The sequence below is a fragment of the Arcticibacter pallidicorallinus genome (assembly GCF_003002875.1).
GTDB lineage: Bacteria > Bacteroidota > Bacteroidia > Sphingobacteriales > Sphingobacteriaceae > Arcticibacter > Arcticibacter pallidicorallinus.
This window is the reverse complement of record NZ_PVTH01000007.1, coordinates 81569-98330: the sequence shown is the minus strand read 5'-3', so window position 1 is coordinate 98330 and position 16762 is coordinate 81569. Positions and strand designations below refer to the sequence as shown.

General features: G+C 43.6%; 25 protein-coding genes and 1 tRNA gene. 1 reads left to right on the top strand and 25 read right to left on the bottom strand.

The features are described 5' to 3' along the window. Positions 1-2: 2 nt before the first annotated feature. From B0I27_RS12505 to B0I27_RS12480, 6 genes are all read right to left on the bottom strand, one after another. Entirely contained in the window at positions 3-515 is a 513-nt protein-coding gene (locus tag B0I27_RS12505) for a hypothetical protein (RefSeq protein WP_106293840.1), read from the bottom strand. 74 nt (positions 516-589) lie between these two features. Then, positions 590-1033: a hypothetical protein gene (locus B0I27_RS12500; protein ID WP_106293838.1), complete on the bottom strand. Its 444-nt coding sequence runs from the start codon at positions 1031-1033 to the stop codon at positions 590-592. A gap of 100 nt (positions 1034-1133) precedes the next feature. Then, entirely contained in the window at positions 1134-1844 is a 711-nt protein-coding gene (locus B0I27_RS12495) for a hypothetical protein (protein WP_106293836.1), read from the bottom strand. A gap of 11 nt (positions 1845-1855) precedes the next feature. Next, entirely contained in the window at positions 1856-3298 is a 1443-nt protein-coding gene (locus tag B0I27_RS12490) for a phage terminase large subunit (protein WP_106293834.1), read from the bottom strand. A 110-nt stretch (positions 3299-3408) separates the two neighbouring features. Next, a complete protein-coding gene (locus B0I27_RS12485; RefSeq protein ID WP_106293832.1) occupies positions 3409-3879 on the bottom strand; it encodes a terminase in 471 nt (156 codons plus the stop codon). Positions 3880-3928: 49 nt separating this feature from the next. Continuing rightward, positions 3929-4297, bottom strand: coding sequence for a hypothetical protein (locus B0I27_RS12480; RefSeq protein WP_106293830.1), 369 nt, complete (start codon positions 4295-4297; stop codon positions 3929-3931). Positions 4298-4326: 29 nt separating this feature from the next. Here B0I27_RS12480 and B0I27_RS12475 point away from each other — a divergent pair, with 29 nt between their 5' ends. Next, positions 4327-4554, top strand: coding sequence for a hypothetical protein (locus tag B0I27_RS12475; RefSeq protein WP_106293828.1), 228 nt, complete (start codon positions 4327-4329; stop codon positions 4552-4554). Between the two features lie 172 nt (positions 4555-4726). Here B0I27_RS12475 and B0I27_RS12470 read toward each other — a convergent pair whose 3' ends face one another. The 19 genes from B0I27_RS12470 to B0I27_RS12380 form a co-directional block, all read right to left on the bottom strand. Next, positions 4727-5149 (bottom strand): hypothetical protein, encoded by a 423-nt coding sequence (locus B0I27_RS12470; protein WP_106293826.1) that lies wholly within the window; start codon positions 5147-5149, stop codon positions 4727-4729. Continuing rightward, positions 5146-6009, bottom strand: a complete 864-nt coding sequence (locus tag B0I27_RS12465; RefSeq protein WP_219905019.1) for an HNH endonuclease — start codon at positions 6007-6009, stop codon at positions 5146-5148. Before B0I27_RS12465 ends, B0I27_RS12470 begins: the two co-directional genes overlap by 4 nt. After that, complete coding sequence (locus tag B0I27_RS12460) at positions 5981-6169, bottom strand: hypothetical protein (RefSeq protein WP_106293824.1); 189 nt, start codon at positions 6167-6169, stop codon at positions 5981-5983. The genes B0I27_RS12465 and B0I27_RS12460 overlap by 29 nt, the downstream gene beginning before the upstream one ends. Further along, positions 6162-6386 carry a hypothetical protein gene (locus tag B0I27_RS12455; protein WP_106293822.1) on the bottom strand — a complete coding sequence of 75 codons (225 nt, stop codon included), beginning with the start codon at positions 6384-6386 and terminating at the stop codon, positions 6162-6164. The genes B0I27_RS12460 and B0I27_RS12455 overlap by 8 nt, the downstream gene beginning before the upstream one ends. Position 6387: 1 nt before the next feature. Next, complete coding sequence (locus tag B0I27_RS12450) at positions 6388-6690, bottom strand: hypothetical protein (protein WP_106293820.1); 303 nt, start codon at positions 6688-6690, stop codon at positions 6388-6390. 213 nt (positions 6691-6903) lie between these two features. Then, entirely contained in the window at positions 6904-7167 is a 264-nt protein-coding gene (locus B0I27_RS12440; protein WP_106293816.1) for a hypothetical protein, read from the bottom strand. Further along, complete coding sequence (locus B0I27_RS12435; RefSeq protein ID WP_106293814.1) at positions 7160-7384, bottom strand: hypothetical protein; 225 nt, start codon at positions 7382-7384, stop codon at positions 7160-7162. The genes B0I27_RS12440 and B0I27_RS12435 overlap by 8 nt, the downstream gene beginning before the upstream one ends. A 5-nt stretch (positions 7385-7389) precedes the next feature. Then, on the bottom strand, positions 7390-7884 hold the full coding sequence (locus B0I27_RS12430; RefSeq protein ID WP_106293812.1) for a PDDEXK family nuclease: 495 nt from the start codon (positions 7882-7884) through the stop codon (positions 7390-7392). Next, positions 7881-8636, bottom strand: coding sequence for an AAA family ATPase (locus B0I27_RS12425; protein WP_106293810.1), 756 nt, complete (start codon positions 8634-8636; stop codon positions 7881-7883). Before B0I27_RS12425 ends, B0I27_RS12430 begins: the two co-directional genes overlap by 4 nt. Continuing rightward, on the bottom strand, positions 8614-9450 hold the full coding sequence (locus B0I27_RS12420) for a Lin1244/Lin1753 domain-containing protein (RefSeq protein WP_106293808.1): 837 nt from the start codon (positions 9448-9450) through the stop codon (positions 8614-8616). Before B0I27_RS12420 ends, B0I27_RS12425 begins: the two co-directional genes overlap by 23 nt. Before the next feature lie 22 nt (positions 9451-9472). Beyond that, positions 9473-11458 (bottom strand): ParB/RepB/Spo0J family partition protein, encoded by a 1986-nt coding sequence (locus tag B0I27_RS12415; RefSeq protein ID WP_106293806.1) that lies wholly within the window; start codon positions 11456-11458, stop codon positions 9473-9475. A 1-nt stretch (position 11459) separates the two neighbouring features. Continuing rightward, on the bottom strand, positions 11460-13127 hold the full coding sequence (locus B0I27_RS12410; protein ID WP_106293804.1) for a DEAD/DEAH box helicase: 1668 nt from the start codon (positions 13125-13127) through the stop codon (positions 11460-11462). 19 nt (positions 13128-13146) lie between these two features. Next, positions 13147-13235, bottom strand: a tRNA-OTHER gene (locus B0I27_RS17505). A 56-nt stretch (positions 13236-13291) separates the two neighbouring features. After that, positions 13292-13864 carry a hypothetical protein gene (locus B0I27_RS12405; protein WP_106293802.1) on the bottom strand — a complete coding sequence of 191 codons (573 nt, stop codon included), beginning with the start codon at positions 13862-13864 and terminating at the stop codon, positions 13292-13294. A gap of 155 nt (positions 13865-14019) precedes the next feature. After that, positions 14020-14781: an HNH endonuclease gene (locus B0I27_RS12400; protein WP_106293800.1), complete on the bottom strand. Its 762-nt coding sequence runs from the start codon at positions 14779-14781 to the stop codon at positions 14020-14022. Continuing rightward, complete coding sequence (locus tag B0I27_RS12395; RefSeq protein ID WP_106293798.1) at positions 14756-15706, bottom strand: ATP-binding protein; 951 nt, start codon at positions 15704-15706, stop codon at positions 14756-14758. Before B0I27_RS12395 ends, B0I27_RS12400 begins: the two co-directional genes overlap by 26 nt. Positions 15707-15859: 153 nt before the next feature. Next, positions 15860-16195, bottom strand: a complete 336-nt coding sequence (locus B0I27_RS12390) for a hypothetical protein (RefSeq protein ID WP_106293796.1) — start codon at positions 16193-16195, stop codon at positions 15860-15862. Positions 16196-16310: 115 nt separating this feature from the next. Further along, a complete protein-coding gene (locus B0I27_RS12385; protein WP_106293794.1) occupies positions 16311-16529 on the bottom strand; it encodes a hypothetical protein in 219 nt (72 codons plus the stop codon). Position 16530: 1 nt separating this feature from the next. Then, positions 16531-16755, bottom strand: coding sequence for a hypothetical protein (locus B0I27_RS12380; protein ID WP_106293792.1), 225 nt, complete (start codon positions 16753-16755; stop codon positions 16531-16533). Positions 16756-16762: the final 7 nt, after the last annotated feature.

Sequence of the window (16762 nt, the reverse complement as noted above, 5' to 3'; positions counted from 1 at the left end):
GTTTAAAATTTTGTGTTGATATCCTCAATAATCTCAGACCGTATCTGGGTAATAAATCGTTCCTTAATCTTTTCCTTGAAGGCTTCGATACGCTCCCTTGAGGTAACATCAAGGAGTACGTTCTTTTCTCTAGCGCCTGCACGATATAAAGCCGTTCCAGATTCAGCAATCTTCTTCGCAATAGGCCATGCAGCACCCCTTGGTAGTCCCTTTGCCACACACCAATCTATGATGTTAGATAGAGGTGGACGCTTACCTGGTGCACGTCCAGTAAAGGTGTAAAAGATATGCTCAGCAGCGGTAACATTCCCCTTCATCGGGCCAATATTGACTTTAATGGAATTACGAGTCTTACCCGTTGCATTCCTGTTTCCAAATTGCGTAAACTCCTTATCATCCCGAAACTCACCTGCTCTACGCTTACCATCAAGCTCATCGAGAAGTTCCTGCTTAACCCCCTCTAAGAACTCGGACAATAGCTCATACGCTAAATCAGAAATCTTCTTCTCTTCCATAATTCAGACTATTCATATTTGGATAACGCACAACAAATCGATAGATTCAATTCCAACTTTCACCGACATTTGATTCATACGCAAACCTGCATGGGCTCCTTTGCAACCAATACCAGGTTAAGCTCCACTCCCACTGTGTTGACGTCATATCGATTGACAACCTGTATTCCGTCAATTACCTCAGGAAGCTCTTCAAACAAGCCTGATCCGTCCAGCAGTTCAATATACTCAGCAGCCAGTCCCTTCATATCCTCGATATAGAAATTACGCTGAGTGGCTGTTAGATCCTGATCAGCCTTCACAACAAACTCGATGTAGATTGGATATCGTTGTCGCATAGTGCCGGTGATTCGGTTACGTTTAAATCCAAACTGCTCAATCTCAAATACGTTAACCACACCGGATGAATAGTCCTGATCGTCCCCATCTACATTGTGCTCATACTTTCCGGAATAAGCGAAGACCGGCTTCCCTTCCAGGCGTCCGGCTAATAACTTTAGTTCGTCAATTAAATTCATTGTCCTTTTGATTTTAAAACTTCCCTATACTGTTCCTCGTAGATACGTTTGTCATGGTTGATCATCATCTTGATCAGCACCCGCTCATACGGCAAAGCCATTATTGAATCCCATAGTAAGACGTTACCATCAGAAAGAGACTCCAGGATGTTAACATCTTCGTACTTCTCAAATATTTCGATACCAGCTTCTTTCTCCACATCCGTAATCCGGTTAGGAAGCAGCTGAACCTCGTTAGATACAATGACTTCCACTTGAGAAAAAAAAAATTAGCAAGCGGTATTGCATCAGTTAGAGGAAGGCCATGAATGACTTCCTTAAATTCTTCAGCCTGGTACTCATTGTAAGGCTTCCCAGTGAACGGAACATACAGATAATGAGCAATCACATCAGCTGCTTTGTCGGTTGGATCAAACGCAACACCGGTACCGGTCTCCTGAATCTTTTCCTGGATAACCTCTTTAACCTTACGTGACGGCCAAAACGGTTCTTTCTCCAGATCCTGAGGAACTCTGACAACCTTGTCCATGATCGCTATAGTCACTGGAGGGACAATGCAAGCATCAGAGTTGAAGTAGTCCCGGATATTGTCGTTCAATATTTCCGTCAATTTAATCGCATCCTGGAGCTGCTTCTCAGCTTTCGGGCTGTACTTTATATTCAGCAGATCATCTTTGTCTACACTGCAAAGAATAGCCAGCTGCGTAATGATATCCTTCTCCTCCCTGAGCTTCAGGAATTGACCTAATGTCAACTCATTGGGTTGATCCGGCATGTTAAGCGTTAAGCTCGCAATTTTGATTTCAAACATTCTATCAATTATTAAAATGAATATTTCGGTGCTCTTGTCACTTTGTACTCGAACCACATTCGTAACATAAGATTGGTAGCGTGGTCAGGAGACCGGCCTATCAGTTCCTTGATATCCTTCCTGCTGATTATATCAACGGGCCCATCACTATCCATGTTGATCTTTTTGATGACAGACAGCTCCGTGCTGATATCATCTTCCTCTTCAGGATCCGCTCCAATTATTCTGATCGCTGCATTTATTACCATCTGGGAAAGCTTCGTGTACAACTGAGAACGCTTGTTCTTGAAGTTCTCCTTCACACCGGTTTCCTTTGAAGGGAATGCTGTCGACTGGTTATTCATCTCATTGCAGTTCTTCAAGAAATCCGCGATCGGACCACCTACACCATCAGCATCGACCACAACCCGGGACATAGGTACACCATTAGCTGCAGCAAGATCTTTGATCGCTTTAATAACCTCAGGCGCTCTTTGCTTGTACAGGCTGATCCGTTTGGTGTTCACCAATCCATCCCACAAGTAGATCCGGGTATAGTCATCACCGAGTCGGGCAATATCCGCTGTAATGTACCTGATGCCTGTTGGTTCCACATGATCGTTCCTGAAGATATCCACGATCTGAGTATATTCCATCAGGGCGGCCGGATCGTTGTCATAATCCCAGTTACCCTTGAACAACCTTTCCTTCATGGCTAGGTCACTCATACGTCTCAGCTGCTCGATATATCCGGACTCGGCAAATACATTGTCTTCGACCAGGGCCTGAATAAACTTCTGGTAGAACTTAAGAAGGTTCTTCTTCGCTGGCTTGTAAAACTGAGTATACAGCCAGTTCTTTTTCGGGTTACAGGTAACAAAGATCTTCCCGATCAGCCCGTACTGGTCATTGAGCATCCTGTTGACACGCGACTTCAATACGTCGAATGCTCTGAAATGTACTTCCCCTCCCTCTTCGATCCATCCAGACGTATACTCAGTCGATCCAAGACGCTCGAATTGCGGATCCTCTGATGGCTTAAACTTCAGCTCGATAAGGTTGATCCTAGAACCGTTGGTAAACTCGATGTAGTGATCGGTGGTATAGTATCTCCAGTCACGTCCCTCAAGTATGCCATATGTCTTACAGACGCGTCGAAAGGTTACCAGGGTGCTTTCCTTGATCTTCATCAATTCGGCTCGTCCTATGAAGTATTTTGTACCAGGGTAAGCCATACAGCTGAAAGCAAGCCAGGCACACCCAGTCCATGACTTTGCACCACCTGCAGCACCACCATAGATTAACTCGGAGGTGACATCATCAGTTAGCGCAAACAGAGCAGCTTCCTGCTTCAGGTGTTTACGTTGGAGTTCTCCGTTTTCATTGACGGTTATAAAGTCAAAAGCCCGGCGTCGAAAGAACTCCAGGTTAATTTCCATATCGTCAACATTAAGAAGAGACTCCAGTTCAATCATAGAAAATCCGGTTAACTACGTCTGGAGTGCAATATGAAGCAGTGCTAGTAATATCACTACAACCACCAGTACCCGGGTGTATGGGTTACTGCTGTAATTACGATCAGGTATCAACTATCCTCCTTTTTTAAGGTCTTTTTAAATGCTGCAAGTGCTGCCAGCTGCTCGGTTGTTAAATCCTTCAGATCGACGTTGGTAGTCTGTATCGGTCCACCATCTTTACCGGTAAGCTCGTGACGATCCTTGAATATCTCAGGCCTTCTACCCTTTAACAGGAAGATCATCAGCGTGTCTGAAAACTCCTGAACATATCCCACTCGCTTTCCTTGCTGAAATACAGGTTTCTTAACACCCTCAAATGCTCTCCTGGTGGCTTCATCTTCGATCGCGTCAATGCCCATCGATAGCGCCTCTTTATACTCTACCAGAAAAGCAGGATCGGGTTTCCACCGATACACTGCTTTCCGATCAATCTTTGCCAATTTACAAGCGGCCGTAATGTTCCCACATTTCTCAAGCTCAGCAAGGAAGTCCTTCTGCTGCTGTCTCTTCGTGCGCGTGTCTTTTTTTAGTCGTGGCATTGTCCCTCAAAGATAATCAATATTCATGTTATACAAATATGGATAAACATTACCACCCGCGTCTCACTGGTGAAGGCGTAGGTGGTGGTGTTGGCGGCTTGTGTGGTGATGTTGACGGCTTGTACGGTATTCTCATGCTGTCGAGATGCAACCGTACAGTGGGATTAATACGCTCGTCTTCTACACTCGTCCAGTACTCCAGTAATGCTTTTTCGAATGCTGGAAGGCTCTCAGGTGTCAGTGATACGTTTGGCTCCATTTCGCCGTTCTCACCGTTCACTTTTGAATGCTTGAATATTACCAAACCATATTGCAGTTCTCCATCAGAAACGCGATGACGGTTTATCACGTGGCTTACTTCCGCCAGTGGGATAGTAAGGTACTTTGAAATATAAGCTATGCTTTTGTTGATTTTCATTTTAGTATTTTAGATTAAACTATTGATAAATGAGGAGAAAACAGCCACCCAATCCATATACGGCACATGGAAGAAGAAGGATCTTACAGGAGGCTAGAGAGTTCAATAAGACTTTACCGGAAAAGGATGTCGAACAAGCTAAAATGTTCGGATACCTTTTGGTTTTCGGAGCCTTCGTGATCATCGGATTATTATTGTTACTTATTGGTGGATGGGATCTTGTCAAATTCTGGCTTACTCCGAAAGGTGCGAGATAATGGCTGGATATCTGCAAGCATATTTAACTACGGTAAATACCCCTTTTGAAAATCTATCTTGTACCGAATGTATAGTTAAGTATCTTTGTACCAATTCGTCCGAAGATCCTCAGTAAAGTCTGCTAACCCCTCCAGTCGAGGGGTTTTTCTAACTAAGTCGAAGATAAAAATATCATCTTAGCGCCTTAATCAGTTCTATTTCAGTTTTTGCAAGATCAATTAATGTTTTAACCTGGTTATTGATTTCGATTGCCTGAGGGATATACTCTTTATCCCGTTGGATCTTCCTGATGTTCTCCATGACCAGATCCTTCAGTTCACCGCCGGATGTTCTGATGATTGTTTGGGGAACAGCTGATGGAGAAACAACAGCCGGTGTGTTTTCCGAACTGATAGCCGGAGTGGTATCTGGAAGAAAAGACTTCATTGTGTCTTGAAAGTCTTCCACCAGGATAGTAATGTCTTCAGTTGCGCAAACAATGCGGATAACCTTTTCTTTGATCTCAAATCTGAGTACGGTTACTTTACGTCGGTTGTAGGTATAATTCTTTCCTACCATGCCAGTCAGAGTGGCTTCAATTTCAAATAGCTTCATTTTAGTAATCTGTTAAGTTTAATTTGTTCTCTCTTTAATTCAATAAGCTCAGGGTGATTGCTGATGATCTCTTCCTTCAGCTCTGAGTTTCTCCAGGCAATACAGTTAGCGACATACTTATCAGACAGGATCTCTGAAGATGAATTCCGCATCCGGTTTTCCCTTCTGGTGATCAGCTCGAGGTTGTCAACATCAGCATTAAGCGAGTTGCCGTCCTTGAACCAAATGCAGTGACCTTTTGGAACCGGCCCGTTTTGCTTCTCCCAATTGTGGATGTGCAGCTCCTTCCATTTCCCAAGCTCCAGGCAGATGTATTGATACGCTCTTCCTCCCTTCTTTTCAGTCGCGCGTCGTATGGTGATCTTCCCAGGCTCATTGTAGGAGTTGTGAGGAACGTTACCTCTTTTGAACCGGGTGCTTCTGGTCCGGGCAATCGCTTCAGTGGACATATACTCCGTTTGCTTCTTACCCTTGTTTGGCGGTGTGGATCCTTTCTGAATTCGACTCAGCTGCTTACGCTGCTGGATCAGTTCTGCAGGGATGGATAAACCCATCGCCTTCAGCCTTGACATGATGCCGGTATAACTTCTATTTATTTCTTCAGCAAGTACCTTGACGGGCTTAAGGAGATACTGCTCCCTGATGATCGCGTCCTCCTCAGGTGTGAAGGTTGTCTTTCCGATGAGCGCTTGTGTCCGGAACTTTGCTCTCAGCTCAGGAGGAACAACAAAACCTTTTTTCCGGATGTACCGCTGAACAGCTGAGGAGGAGCAGCCACAATCTTTAGCGATAGCTTTCCCGCTTTTCTTCAGGTAATTTGCCTCGATATATTTACACGTTTTGCTTGGTAGTCTTGTCATGGTCTATCTCACTTTCTGCTACTTCTACATCTTTATGCCTGCATTCGATTTTGTAGGCTTCTGGGTACATAATTACTACATCGGACAAGGTCTTAGCAATTAATGGAAACGACTTGCTGGTATCGTATATCTGCACTATGTAAACATTGTACTTATTCATTACCTTTCCCTCCTTCAATCTCTGATTTATGGCCTGGGCAACCCTTTACAGGATCGAAGCCCAAACAGCCGGTTGCCGGAATATATAATTCGCCTTGAGAAAGTCTCGCTTCCAGCTCTTCGCGGACCGCTTTGCCGTCCATGTCGAGAATATAACCTAGCTCCTCATCAGGTAAACTAAGAAGACTCTTAATGCTCGTTTTAACATGGTACATCATTTTAGTAGGGGTTATAGCCAGTGTAAACTTCTGCGTGTCTTAACTCTCTTAAATAATACCATTGATACTCCATCTCTTCGGTACGACCGCCACCTGTTAGTATGTGTCCAACTAGCTTATGTTGATTAGGATAATATTCTTTATTGATCCCCTTACCGCCATACAAGGTTTTTAGAAGTTCCTGTCGGGTAGGTTTTTGAAAGAACACCGCTACTAAATAATCTCCATGTTGATCATAATCATTGTGGGCCACCGTAAGTACGCAAACTGTATTTCTCTGTTGTTCTAAATTGAGCTGTTCCATTTTTTTGAAGGGTTTAAAAGTATAACTGCGATGAATATCCAAATGCTTATAGCTAAGAAGACCACATCCATTATTGCCGGAACGATCGTCTGATAAATGTGATACTCGAGACCAGGCTCGGAAAGCAGAAAGCAAAGCGGAAACATTGCAAGGAGTAGCGAAGACATCACGCCCAGGAAAAGAAAAAGGAATTTTAGGTATGCTTTCATAATATTAATTCTGATGGATTTTCATTCCGAGAATGCTCGTAGTGATTTGGTTGGACGGTTTACTCATCAGCATTTTGATGAAGTCATCGAACATGTCTCTCTTGTAGCCCTCCAGCGTCACATCGACATAGATACGTCCGTCTGGAAGGTCTCTCACTGTTCCTTTCAACAGTTCAACGTCAAGGTCAAAAGTGTCTTTCATCTTTGCGAACATGAACTTTGTAAGCTCCATCTCGACACGCAGCGGTTCGTTTTTCTTATCAGGCATTTGTCACCTCCTTTACGATAAAAGTTCTGATACTAGCCATGGATCCTTCACAGGCAGCTTGCAGATTTAATCCTTTTTTCTGGATCAAAGTCTGCGCTTCGTACCGGGATCTATCAAGGTTTTGCACTCGATATTCAATACCTGAGGGTGTACGCTTCCCATCATGACCGAAAAGCATTTCAAACTTTTCTAGGTCAGTTAGACTCTGTTTTGACATAATTTTTAGTTGTTTATAGCTTCTTTAATAAGTTCAATTGTTTCTGCAGACATGAGCTGCTGAGGCGTTCGGCGAATGACTTTCCAACCCATTACATTCGACCGGGTGTACTTTTCCATATCGCGGATGATGTTCGCAGGCCTGGAGTGAGCACCCCCACCCTCCATCCAGATACCACCTTCAACTTCGATCGCAATTTTGTATTCAACGTATGCATAATCGAATAACCACCGGCGTTCGGAATAGAACCGGTATTCCGGATTAAGATCTATACCAAGCTCCTGCTTCACCAGGATCAGGAACAGATCAAGTTTTGGCAACTTCTTTACGCTTTCTGGAAATTCTTTATCGCTTTTCGGCTTTTTCCTTACGCAAGACAGCGGTTTTGAAACGATTTTGGCAATTGCCGGTGCGGTACCGGGCGCGTGAAACACTCCGTTCACCTCTCTGAATCCTTTGTTAGAAAGATCTTTGATAGTCCAGCCTCTGTTCTTCTTCATGCCTGCTTCCTCCTATCCGGTGAATCAATGTCGAAAGTGATGAAGTTGAACATCTCATGCATCCTGGATGCAACGCGGCGGCCGTAATTTGCCTCCAGTTTCTCCAAGCTCAGATTCGTAGTGGTGTGAATCTTTCCAGCCATATTATTTCGGTATGCTCTTGACAATATCCACTCCATGGTATTCATATTGTTGCCGAACCGCTTCTTCATATCCTCGAAGCCAAGGTCATCGAAGCACCACCCAACCTGAGTGTGTCCGAGGTTCTGATGAGGATATGCAGGCTTGAGCTTAATGTATTTCTCGAGATAGGATTCTCCGTTAACCTCATACTCGCTAGCCACTTCTAGGCATTCTGTAACGACGTAAGGTAAGCGCGTGTTGATGGAGAACAGATCCATTAGGAAAGTTTTCCCGCATCCAACCGGTCCGTGCAGTAAGATGCCTTTCTTCAGCGAAAACTCTTCGTTCTCAGATTCAAAACGTGGATCATTTGAGAAATACAGGCAAAGTAACTTAAATATTTCCCGGTTGTACTTGTCCACCCGAATAGTTGGAAATCGCCTTGATACGAAATCTTGCAGCTGCTTAGCGTCGAACTCCGGCGCCTGTGATGTTTGTCTCAGCTTTTCAGCATAAGCCAGCTCTTGGAGCTTAGCGCGCTTTGCCCGTTTTGCATTTCGGATGATCACGCTCATCTCCTCATCAGAAAGTTCAACGTCATCAAGATCATCTGAATGGTTCCCGGCCATCAATGAGCTTTTTATCTCCGATAGCTGCAAAATTTGTCCTGTTCTGTGTTCCTGCTGCATAAGTCTTTTTTATTTCAAATAATCCCTGGTACTGGTTGCTGATTGAATAATCGACGATCAGCGTCGCCTGCTTGAGATCGCCACCGGAAAGCTTCATCAGGTGGCTGTAATTCTGCTCGAGCATTTTTTGATTCTTAAAATTTTTTTTGAGCTGTTTACGAAAATCTATCCATCGCATGAAAAGAGGTTTAAAGTCCGGATCGATAAAAGAAAAATCAAAATCTGTAATCCTGGACCTCTGTCCCCCTTGGGGGATTAAAGGGGGTTTTACTTCTTCTTCTTTTACTTTTACTTCTTCTTTTACTTCTTCTTTTACTTGGTGATTGTTTCCGTCTGGAATTTTAAGTTTTCCGGCCGGAATTGTCTCTTTTCCGGCCGGAATTGCTTTTTTCTGCATTCTTAGCTCTTTTCTCGCACGGTCTTTTTCGCGCTCTTCGTTAACTACTCTGTAGGTTTCGGATACAATATCAGTGGAGATCACGCCCTCCTCAATGCTTATGAGATGGCAGGCTTCAGCCAGGAATGATATGTATTGATCGAAGTCATCAGGGGACATGCCTAAATCGGTGGCAATACTGAGCCTGTTATAACCTTTGTTCAGATCTAGTTTACAGCCATCGGATTGCCCGATGATATTATTAAGAGCCCAAAATTGACCTTCACCGGCCCAGCCATATTTAGCCCGCAGCGCCTTGAACTTTGGATGCTCATGGCTGTTCGCTTCATGCCGGTAATAATCAATATTGTTCTTCATGCTAAGTACAGTGATAAGTCTATTAGGCTTCTACCTTGAATTGTTCCTTCAGGTCTTTTAAGCTTTTGTTCAGTTTCTCTTCGCGACGATCGCGTTTTCCTTCCTGGTCAAGTTCTATCCTGGTAAGGACATCCGGACACCAATCTTTAGCCAGGTGTAGAGTAATTGCATGGCTGATGCCGTTATGGCCAATAGCCGCAAACTTGTTGATGAGCGCTTGCCTTACAATAAATGATTTCATATGCTGAGGAAGGTTTGATATCTCCTCCAGTAACTGCTTGCCCTCATTGTAATAGCTACTACGAGAGAGACCAAGATGCTTATTGAGTCCGCTACTGTAGCTACAGCTTTCATAGCAAAGAACATATAAGGCGTTCATCTCAGCTTCTGATAGCTCCGGACGGGTTTCATCTGGTTCAGATAACTTGAAAGGAATCTGATCACGACTGGCTATCACCTGCTTCATGATCTTCTCCTGATCGATTTCACGGCCGCGTCTGATTCTCTGATCGATATCAGCTTTAAGGGTATGATAAGCCCTCATTGGATCGCTCTCAGTTGTCTTTTCAGCTGTTCTCTTAGTCGACTTTAGAACAATACTTACTATCTCACCTTTGGAGTGGGTGGATATGGAGAAAGCCTTTATAGAAGACGCTTTCTTTTCTTCCCAGCTCTTCAAGGCCGCTTCGAACCTTCCCCTATTTTCTTCTTCTGAGGATCCGGCCCAATTATAGCTTGACTGCCTAGGTTTTGATGGAAGTTCTTCATAATCGTCATACTTCTTTAGGACGGTGAAGCCATCCTTTTTCAAGGTATTTGCGATCAGATCATTACCACCATAGTTTTCGTTTACGAAGATCGTGTTAGGATCAGCGACCGCAGCGAAGAGCTTTTTCTCAAAGCCATCGTTACTTTTTGCTTCAAAACACTTGCTATTATGACAGATAGCTTCTGCCTCATTATCCGGGAATAGATCCTGTTGGAAGGCTGAGTTGAAGTGACAGTTCGAGCAAACGGGGGAAGAAAATCCCTTACCTCGAAATACATCAGCAGGATCAAACGGCGCTTCAGATAGCTTCCTTTCTACCCTATACGACAACCACTGTTTAAGGTCTCTTACGGTACCCACACCACCACCGTAACCGGAACTGTACTTATCCTTAAACCAAAGCTCCTGATCATCTTCACCTACCCGGCTTAACAATTCGGCATGACCAATACTGATATCAGACTTCAGGAAAAGGTCATTAAGGGTTGGGACTAGGTTAACGAGATGCAACCGGCGTAATACATAAGCTTCGTTCTTTCCGATCTTAGCAGCAATGTCTGTGATGGTGTAGTTCATTTTGTCTCTCATCATCATGAAGGCGTCTGCTTCTTCCATCGGGTGAACATCTTTGCGCTGCAGGTTTTCTGTTACCATCAGCTCCATAGCTTCATTGTCAGATAAGTTCCGGATGATCACCGGTATTTGCTTCAGGCCTGCTTTGATCGATGCATGGTAGCGGCGTTCACCACACACGATCTCGTAACCATCTGCATCAGGACGTACTGTTATTGCCTGGATCAAACCAAGCTTTTTAATAGATGCTGCCAGCTCATCAATGGCAACCTGGTCAAACTCCTTACGAGGGTTTAACTTACTTGGAGCGATAAAGACCGGCTCAAGCATCGAGATGGTTGGTACTCCAGCCTCTTCTGCCGGGATCTTACTCCCTGGTGTTGGTACATTCTGTTTTTTCATATTATGATTATTAAAATTCTCTTCAGTACTTATGCGTTGTAAATTTTTAAGCTCTACCATTACCGTCTCTTCTGTTTTGAGCCTGCCTTTCAATTCAAGCGTCACTCTGCAGTAATCGGGAAAAGCATTAGAGCAATAGCGATTGAATCTTCCAGATCTGCCATCGTAATTCCCTCCTTTAATTGTAACCGGCTCATCAACTTGATAGATCGGCCGGGTTCTAATGATTTCCTGTTGCGTGATATCCCATGGTAATTCCTTCATGTTATGCTACTTTTTGGTTGAATAAGTTGATCAAATTGTCGATCACACTCACTTCAATCAGTTCCTCATTTCCTGTGACCTTTGCTGCGATATTGCGCTTCTTGTTGATGATTGAATAGATGTACTCATCAATAGTATTCTTACCTAGGAAGTAGATTGCGTTAACTGAGTTCTTCTGACCGATACGATGACACCGATCTTCACACTGCTCCTGATCAGCAGCAGTCCAAGACTGCTCAACGAATCCCACATTGGAAGCAGCTGTAAGTGTAATTCCAACACCGGCCGCTTTTATTGAACAGATAATAAGCTTCACATTAGGATCTTTCTGGAAGCTGTCAACAGAATGTTGCTTTTGTTCTGCGTTCTCTTGACCAGTAACCATTACAGCTCCCGGATATCTGCTTTTAACAGCCTGAGCAACATCTTTCAAATGGATGAAGAGAACCATCTTTTCTCCGGATTCCAGTATGTCATCAACATAGTCGAATACTTCCTGCAGCTTACCTAATGCAGATATCCGTTTCAGTACACCCATTTGCACCATAATTTCGGCCTGCATTGCGCGCTGAACACGAGCATCATCAGCTTTCTCGAATTGTTCTAGGTACCGCTTTAAGTTTTTTTCAGCTTCAAGGTATTCCTTCCTGGTAGTGATGTTGCAATAGACAATCTGCCTAACCTTAGAAGGTAGATCTTTCAATACCTCCTCCTTAGTGCGCTGATAAAAGCAGTTCGCCTTCAGAATGCAGTTAAGTTCATTAAGATTTGAAGCATTGTTCGGTCCGCCACAATACCGCTTAATGAACTGCTCATACCCTCCGAAAATCCTCAGCTGATTGATAATACCTAATTGCGGCACCAGATCAATGGGCTTATTTACAACTGGTGTACCGGTACAAAGAAGGATATACTCTTTCCCGGCGCATATTCCTTTTGTAAGCTTTGTTTGCCTGGTGGAAAATGATTTGCACCGATGGCTTTCGTCAACCACAACACTTTTAAATAGCTGTACATTCTTATCCTTAAACACGACATCTTTAACTGTCCATGGTTCGCCTTTAATTCGTTTAGGAAGCTGCTGTACAAAATACTTTGTTAGGCTTTCATAGTTGACAATAAAGACATCTGCCATCGCATGTTCCCAGTACCGGGGAAACGTTGTCTTGATTCTGTCTTCCAAAATCATAGCTTTTTTATCAGACCATTTATGCCATTCCCTCTTCCAGTTCTCTTTTAACCCGGACGGACAAATAATTAAGCATGGAAATGCATCACCGGCAATGATGGTAGCAATGCTTTGTACTGTTTTACCAAGCCCAGGCTTATCTCCGATTATAGTCCGTTGTTTTGCGATGTTGAAAGCCACACCAGTCTTTTGGTAGGGATACATTGGCATCTTAAGCGGTATGTCAATTGCTAGTTCTGGAAGTTCTGGAACGTCAAACGTTTTCTCTTCTTCTACAGGTAGACCGAATATGAACCCGTTTGCATAAGCGAACCGCTCCACTTCAATCCTGAAGCGTGCCGGAACTTTCCATCTCTTTCTTGCTACTTCATACTTGTACTCCGGAAAGGAAGATTTGATCACGCCTATAATGGCAGGATCGTATCTGAAATAGATGTAGAAATACTGTCCTTGGTGAATTATGTATTTCGTATTGTTCATTGGTGGTACATTTTGTTTGTGACTGGAGCAGGAATCGAACCTGCTATTTGCAACGATTGAGGGCTTATGCTTGCCTGACGTTTGCGTCTACCATTCCGCGATCCAGTCATTTGCCCCGTCAAACGCGCTTCATCTAGAATTGGCACGATGTATAGGGGCGTTTTTTAACTAGCTTTTTTGATAGTTTCCTTCTTTTTGGATCCCTTTAACTTTACTCCCTCTTCATCGACGTGCAGGTCATCTTCGTCTAGGTTATCCTGAAACATCTCTAGCTGTCGCTTTGGGGCTTTCTTTTTCCTGAACAGGTATTCTTCAACCTCATGTTTGATGTTGGCTACTATCTCACCAAGCTCGTTCATGTACTCGTATGGCTGATCATCTTCCCACTTATAGAAAGGCGTATTAAGCACTTGAGTCTTTCCAGTGCTTAGAGTTCTCACTCCAGAAATAGAGATGCCTTCATGTTCATCTTCACCCCCGATCGTAAACGAAGAGACAGATATGGACTCAACATGATCAACCTGATCTAAGGTTAAATTGAGCACCTCAGGCACTTCGCACATAAATGCAATGTGAGGAATCAGTCTTTGAAATGACTGAACTAGGTCATTGTGGGCAATCCAATCGCAGTTTACACCATCAACCTCAGTTTTCTCACCGGTCTCGTTGAGCTCTATATACCCGATCTTCGTGAGTACTAGCTCTTTTGTTAATTTTGCTTTTCTGATTTCTATCATGGTATTATTAATTGTGCTTTTCTTACTGGAAACCGTTCTCCTTTCCTATCTTCTACAATAAGGACGGATCCGTAATCCGCTACCTCAGTCACTTTATCCATTCGTTGACCATAGATCCGTCCTTTGAAGTTGCTCAAGACGTCATCAGCTAACCTTCATTCTACTGGCTCTGGTACCGGTACCGGCTCCTCCTCTTCGATATCCATAGCAAACACTTTCTTGTCGGTGATCAGGTGCCGGTTAATCTCAAGGAAGTCAATCAAGTGCACAACATGGCTATGTAGACGCTTCAGATCACGCTCCGGATTGTAGATATAATCCTCCCTGTAGGTGTTATTAAAGTCCGTCACGTCGTACACGAACTGTGTTACCGGTATGCCTTGCTGATTGAGTGTAAAAGGATAAACTATATGCTGATAGTTGTACAGGAACTTTGGAAACTCGTACTTAGTCGTTGTCTTGATATCGGAAACTACATCCCCCTCAAGCTCGTCGATATACCCGTAAAGCAGTACAGTTCCTTTTGACGTTTCAAAGTAGCCTTCAGTTAGTAATTGAGGTACAGCGTTCTCGTAACGAGCGGCAAATTGATGCACCAGGTGTTGCTTAAAGTCAAATGACCATGGGTTACCTTGACGATCCTTGTGCTTATAGGTGTACACTTCCACTTTTCGTACTACCTGAGGTACTACCAAGCCATCGTTTATAGCATCCGATAGCTTACCGGCGGCAACAAGATCTACCAGATCATTGAAAGCGGTACCCTTCTCCGCTTTTTCAGAAGAGAATGGTACCCGGTTGATCTTGTTAATAAACTCAGCAAAAGCATCTTCAGCTTCTGAGTGCAGGTAATAGTGAAACGCATCCAGTAGCGTTGCATAAAACTTATACTTAGGCTGCAGCTGTTGATTTTTCATATTGCTGGTTTTTAGGGTTAAGGATAAGTCCCAACGATTTCTGTTTAGCCTTGAAAAGCTGGCCGGCTTGAACTTTTGAATCCCAGATATGATCCATTTTCGTAACCCACTGGACAAACTCGTTTGCCGTCGAAGCGTCCGTCACTAAGTCAAGGTTCTCCTTTACAGCTGTCATCAATTCATTGTACTGCTTGGTGATCACTTTTCTTTTCTCCAGATAGACCTGATAGTCCGCAATGATTTGAGTTAAAAGATCATTCGGTTTGTCTTGTACGGGGGACCCTTTGTCATCTATTAGGACCGAAAGTTTAATGACGCTTTGTAGGTTGCAGGTATTTTTGCCGTAATACTTTTCGCATGGATCGAAACTGATGGTTCTGGCTTTCCCTTTCGCTTCCATATAGCCAACCAGATCAAGCTCCTTGATTAGATCACCTGATGAGGATCCTCCGATCTCCGGACGAACTATCTTCTGTTCACCATCTTTCTCTTCTTTGTCATGGGCAACGAATATTAGATGCTTACCGAGCTGATCGACTTGCCTCAAAAAGGCAACGAATGCTCCCTTCCGAGCTCCATAACCCTGAAGCGTTAGAGAACCATCAGGCTTTCCAAGTTTAGGATCATTCTTAATCAGGTAAGCCGTCATGAAGTCGAGCATCTTTCCTGCAGTATCAATTATGATTGTTTTGTACGAGGAGATATCGTCACTAAGAACTTCCAGAACATCTTCCCAGGAGTCAACTTGAAGGGTGTCTTTATGATGCGCAGGGTTGACACGGTGAACACCTCTGTCAAAGTCAAGGTGTAAAGGACTCGGAGCGCTAAGAGCAAGCGTGCTTTTACCAAGACCCGGCTGTCCGTAAATAAGGGCTTTGATTGTTTTTTGAACTTGTAGTTCAGCTGGTTTTCTGATTTTACTCATGATACATTTTGTTTAAAAAGGGTTTAAAAAATTATGGTGATTGTTTGGTAAACTATTGTTAAGAAGCCTATCAGGCCTATTGCTACTGAGGAGCAGATAATCACTTTGTCTGATGTGGAAATCTCACTTTGAGACTCATCCCACTCTCTTTCATCAAATACCATCGCTAAGGAAATTTTTAACCTGGTCCATATAGTTGCTGAGTTCTTCAGGATTAATCTTCCCGGATGATATCAGCTTGCTTAGTTCCTCAGCTCGACGGGCCTTAGCGGTCTGCTGCTTCATCTCTTCGACCTGGCTCGGAAAGAGATAGCGATCAGAAGCATAGATAAAATCTGCTTCGACCTGGATGTAATGCATCCACTCGTTAAATCCCTTCGCGGGATTATTGCGGTTGTAATCAATCGGATAAACCGTCGATTGAATAGCCAGCTTACGCTTCATAGGGCGGCTGTTGCTTGAGTTAATGGATCTTGCTATATTTGCCATACTGTTGATGATTATCCGCTTGCGGACTTTGTTAATGGTACATTTTGTTTAAGAGGTTCATCCTCTGGTCCCCGTTGGCTTGGTACCCATCGGGGTTTTTTGTTGGTACATTTTGTTAGATAGCTTTCAATGTAGCTGCAGCCTTTTCCTTAGCCTTCTTCGTCAGGATCTTCTCGTTATGCATTGCGATGAAATCCATCTTTAATTGCCTCAGGTATGCTTCATCTTTATGCAATGGAAGTCTTGTACCATCCCCAGTCACTTTACCTGCTGAACTTTTCGTCCTGGTAGCGTGTCCTGCTTGTTCAGCGATATGTACAACTTCCAAAAGCATACTAAGCTTCAGCCTCTTCTTTAAATTTTAACACCACACCTCTTGCCTCGATTCTCGTAATAGCAGCGTTGATAATAAGCTCGTTGTAATCATCCTTAAGTGTTGTTAATTCCTTCCGAACGTTCTGACGATTGAAGTTTCCCCCCAACTGGTTCGCGATCCCCTGCATCTCTCCATGCTCAAGATTCTTGTATATTTCTGCTAATAATTGTGGTGACACTTGCATAAATTAT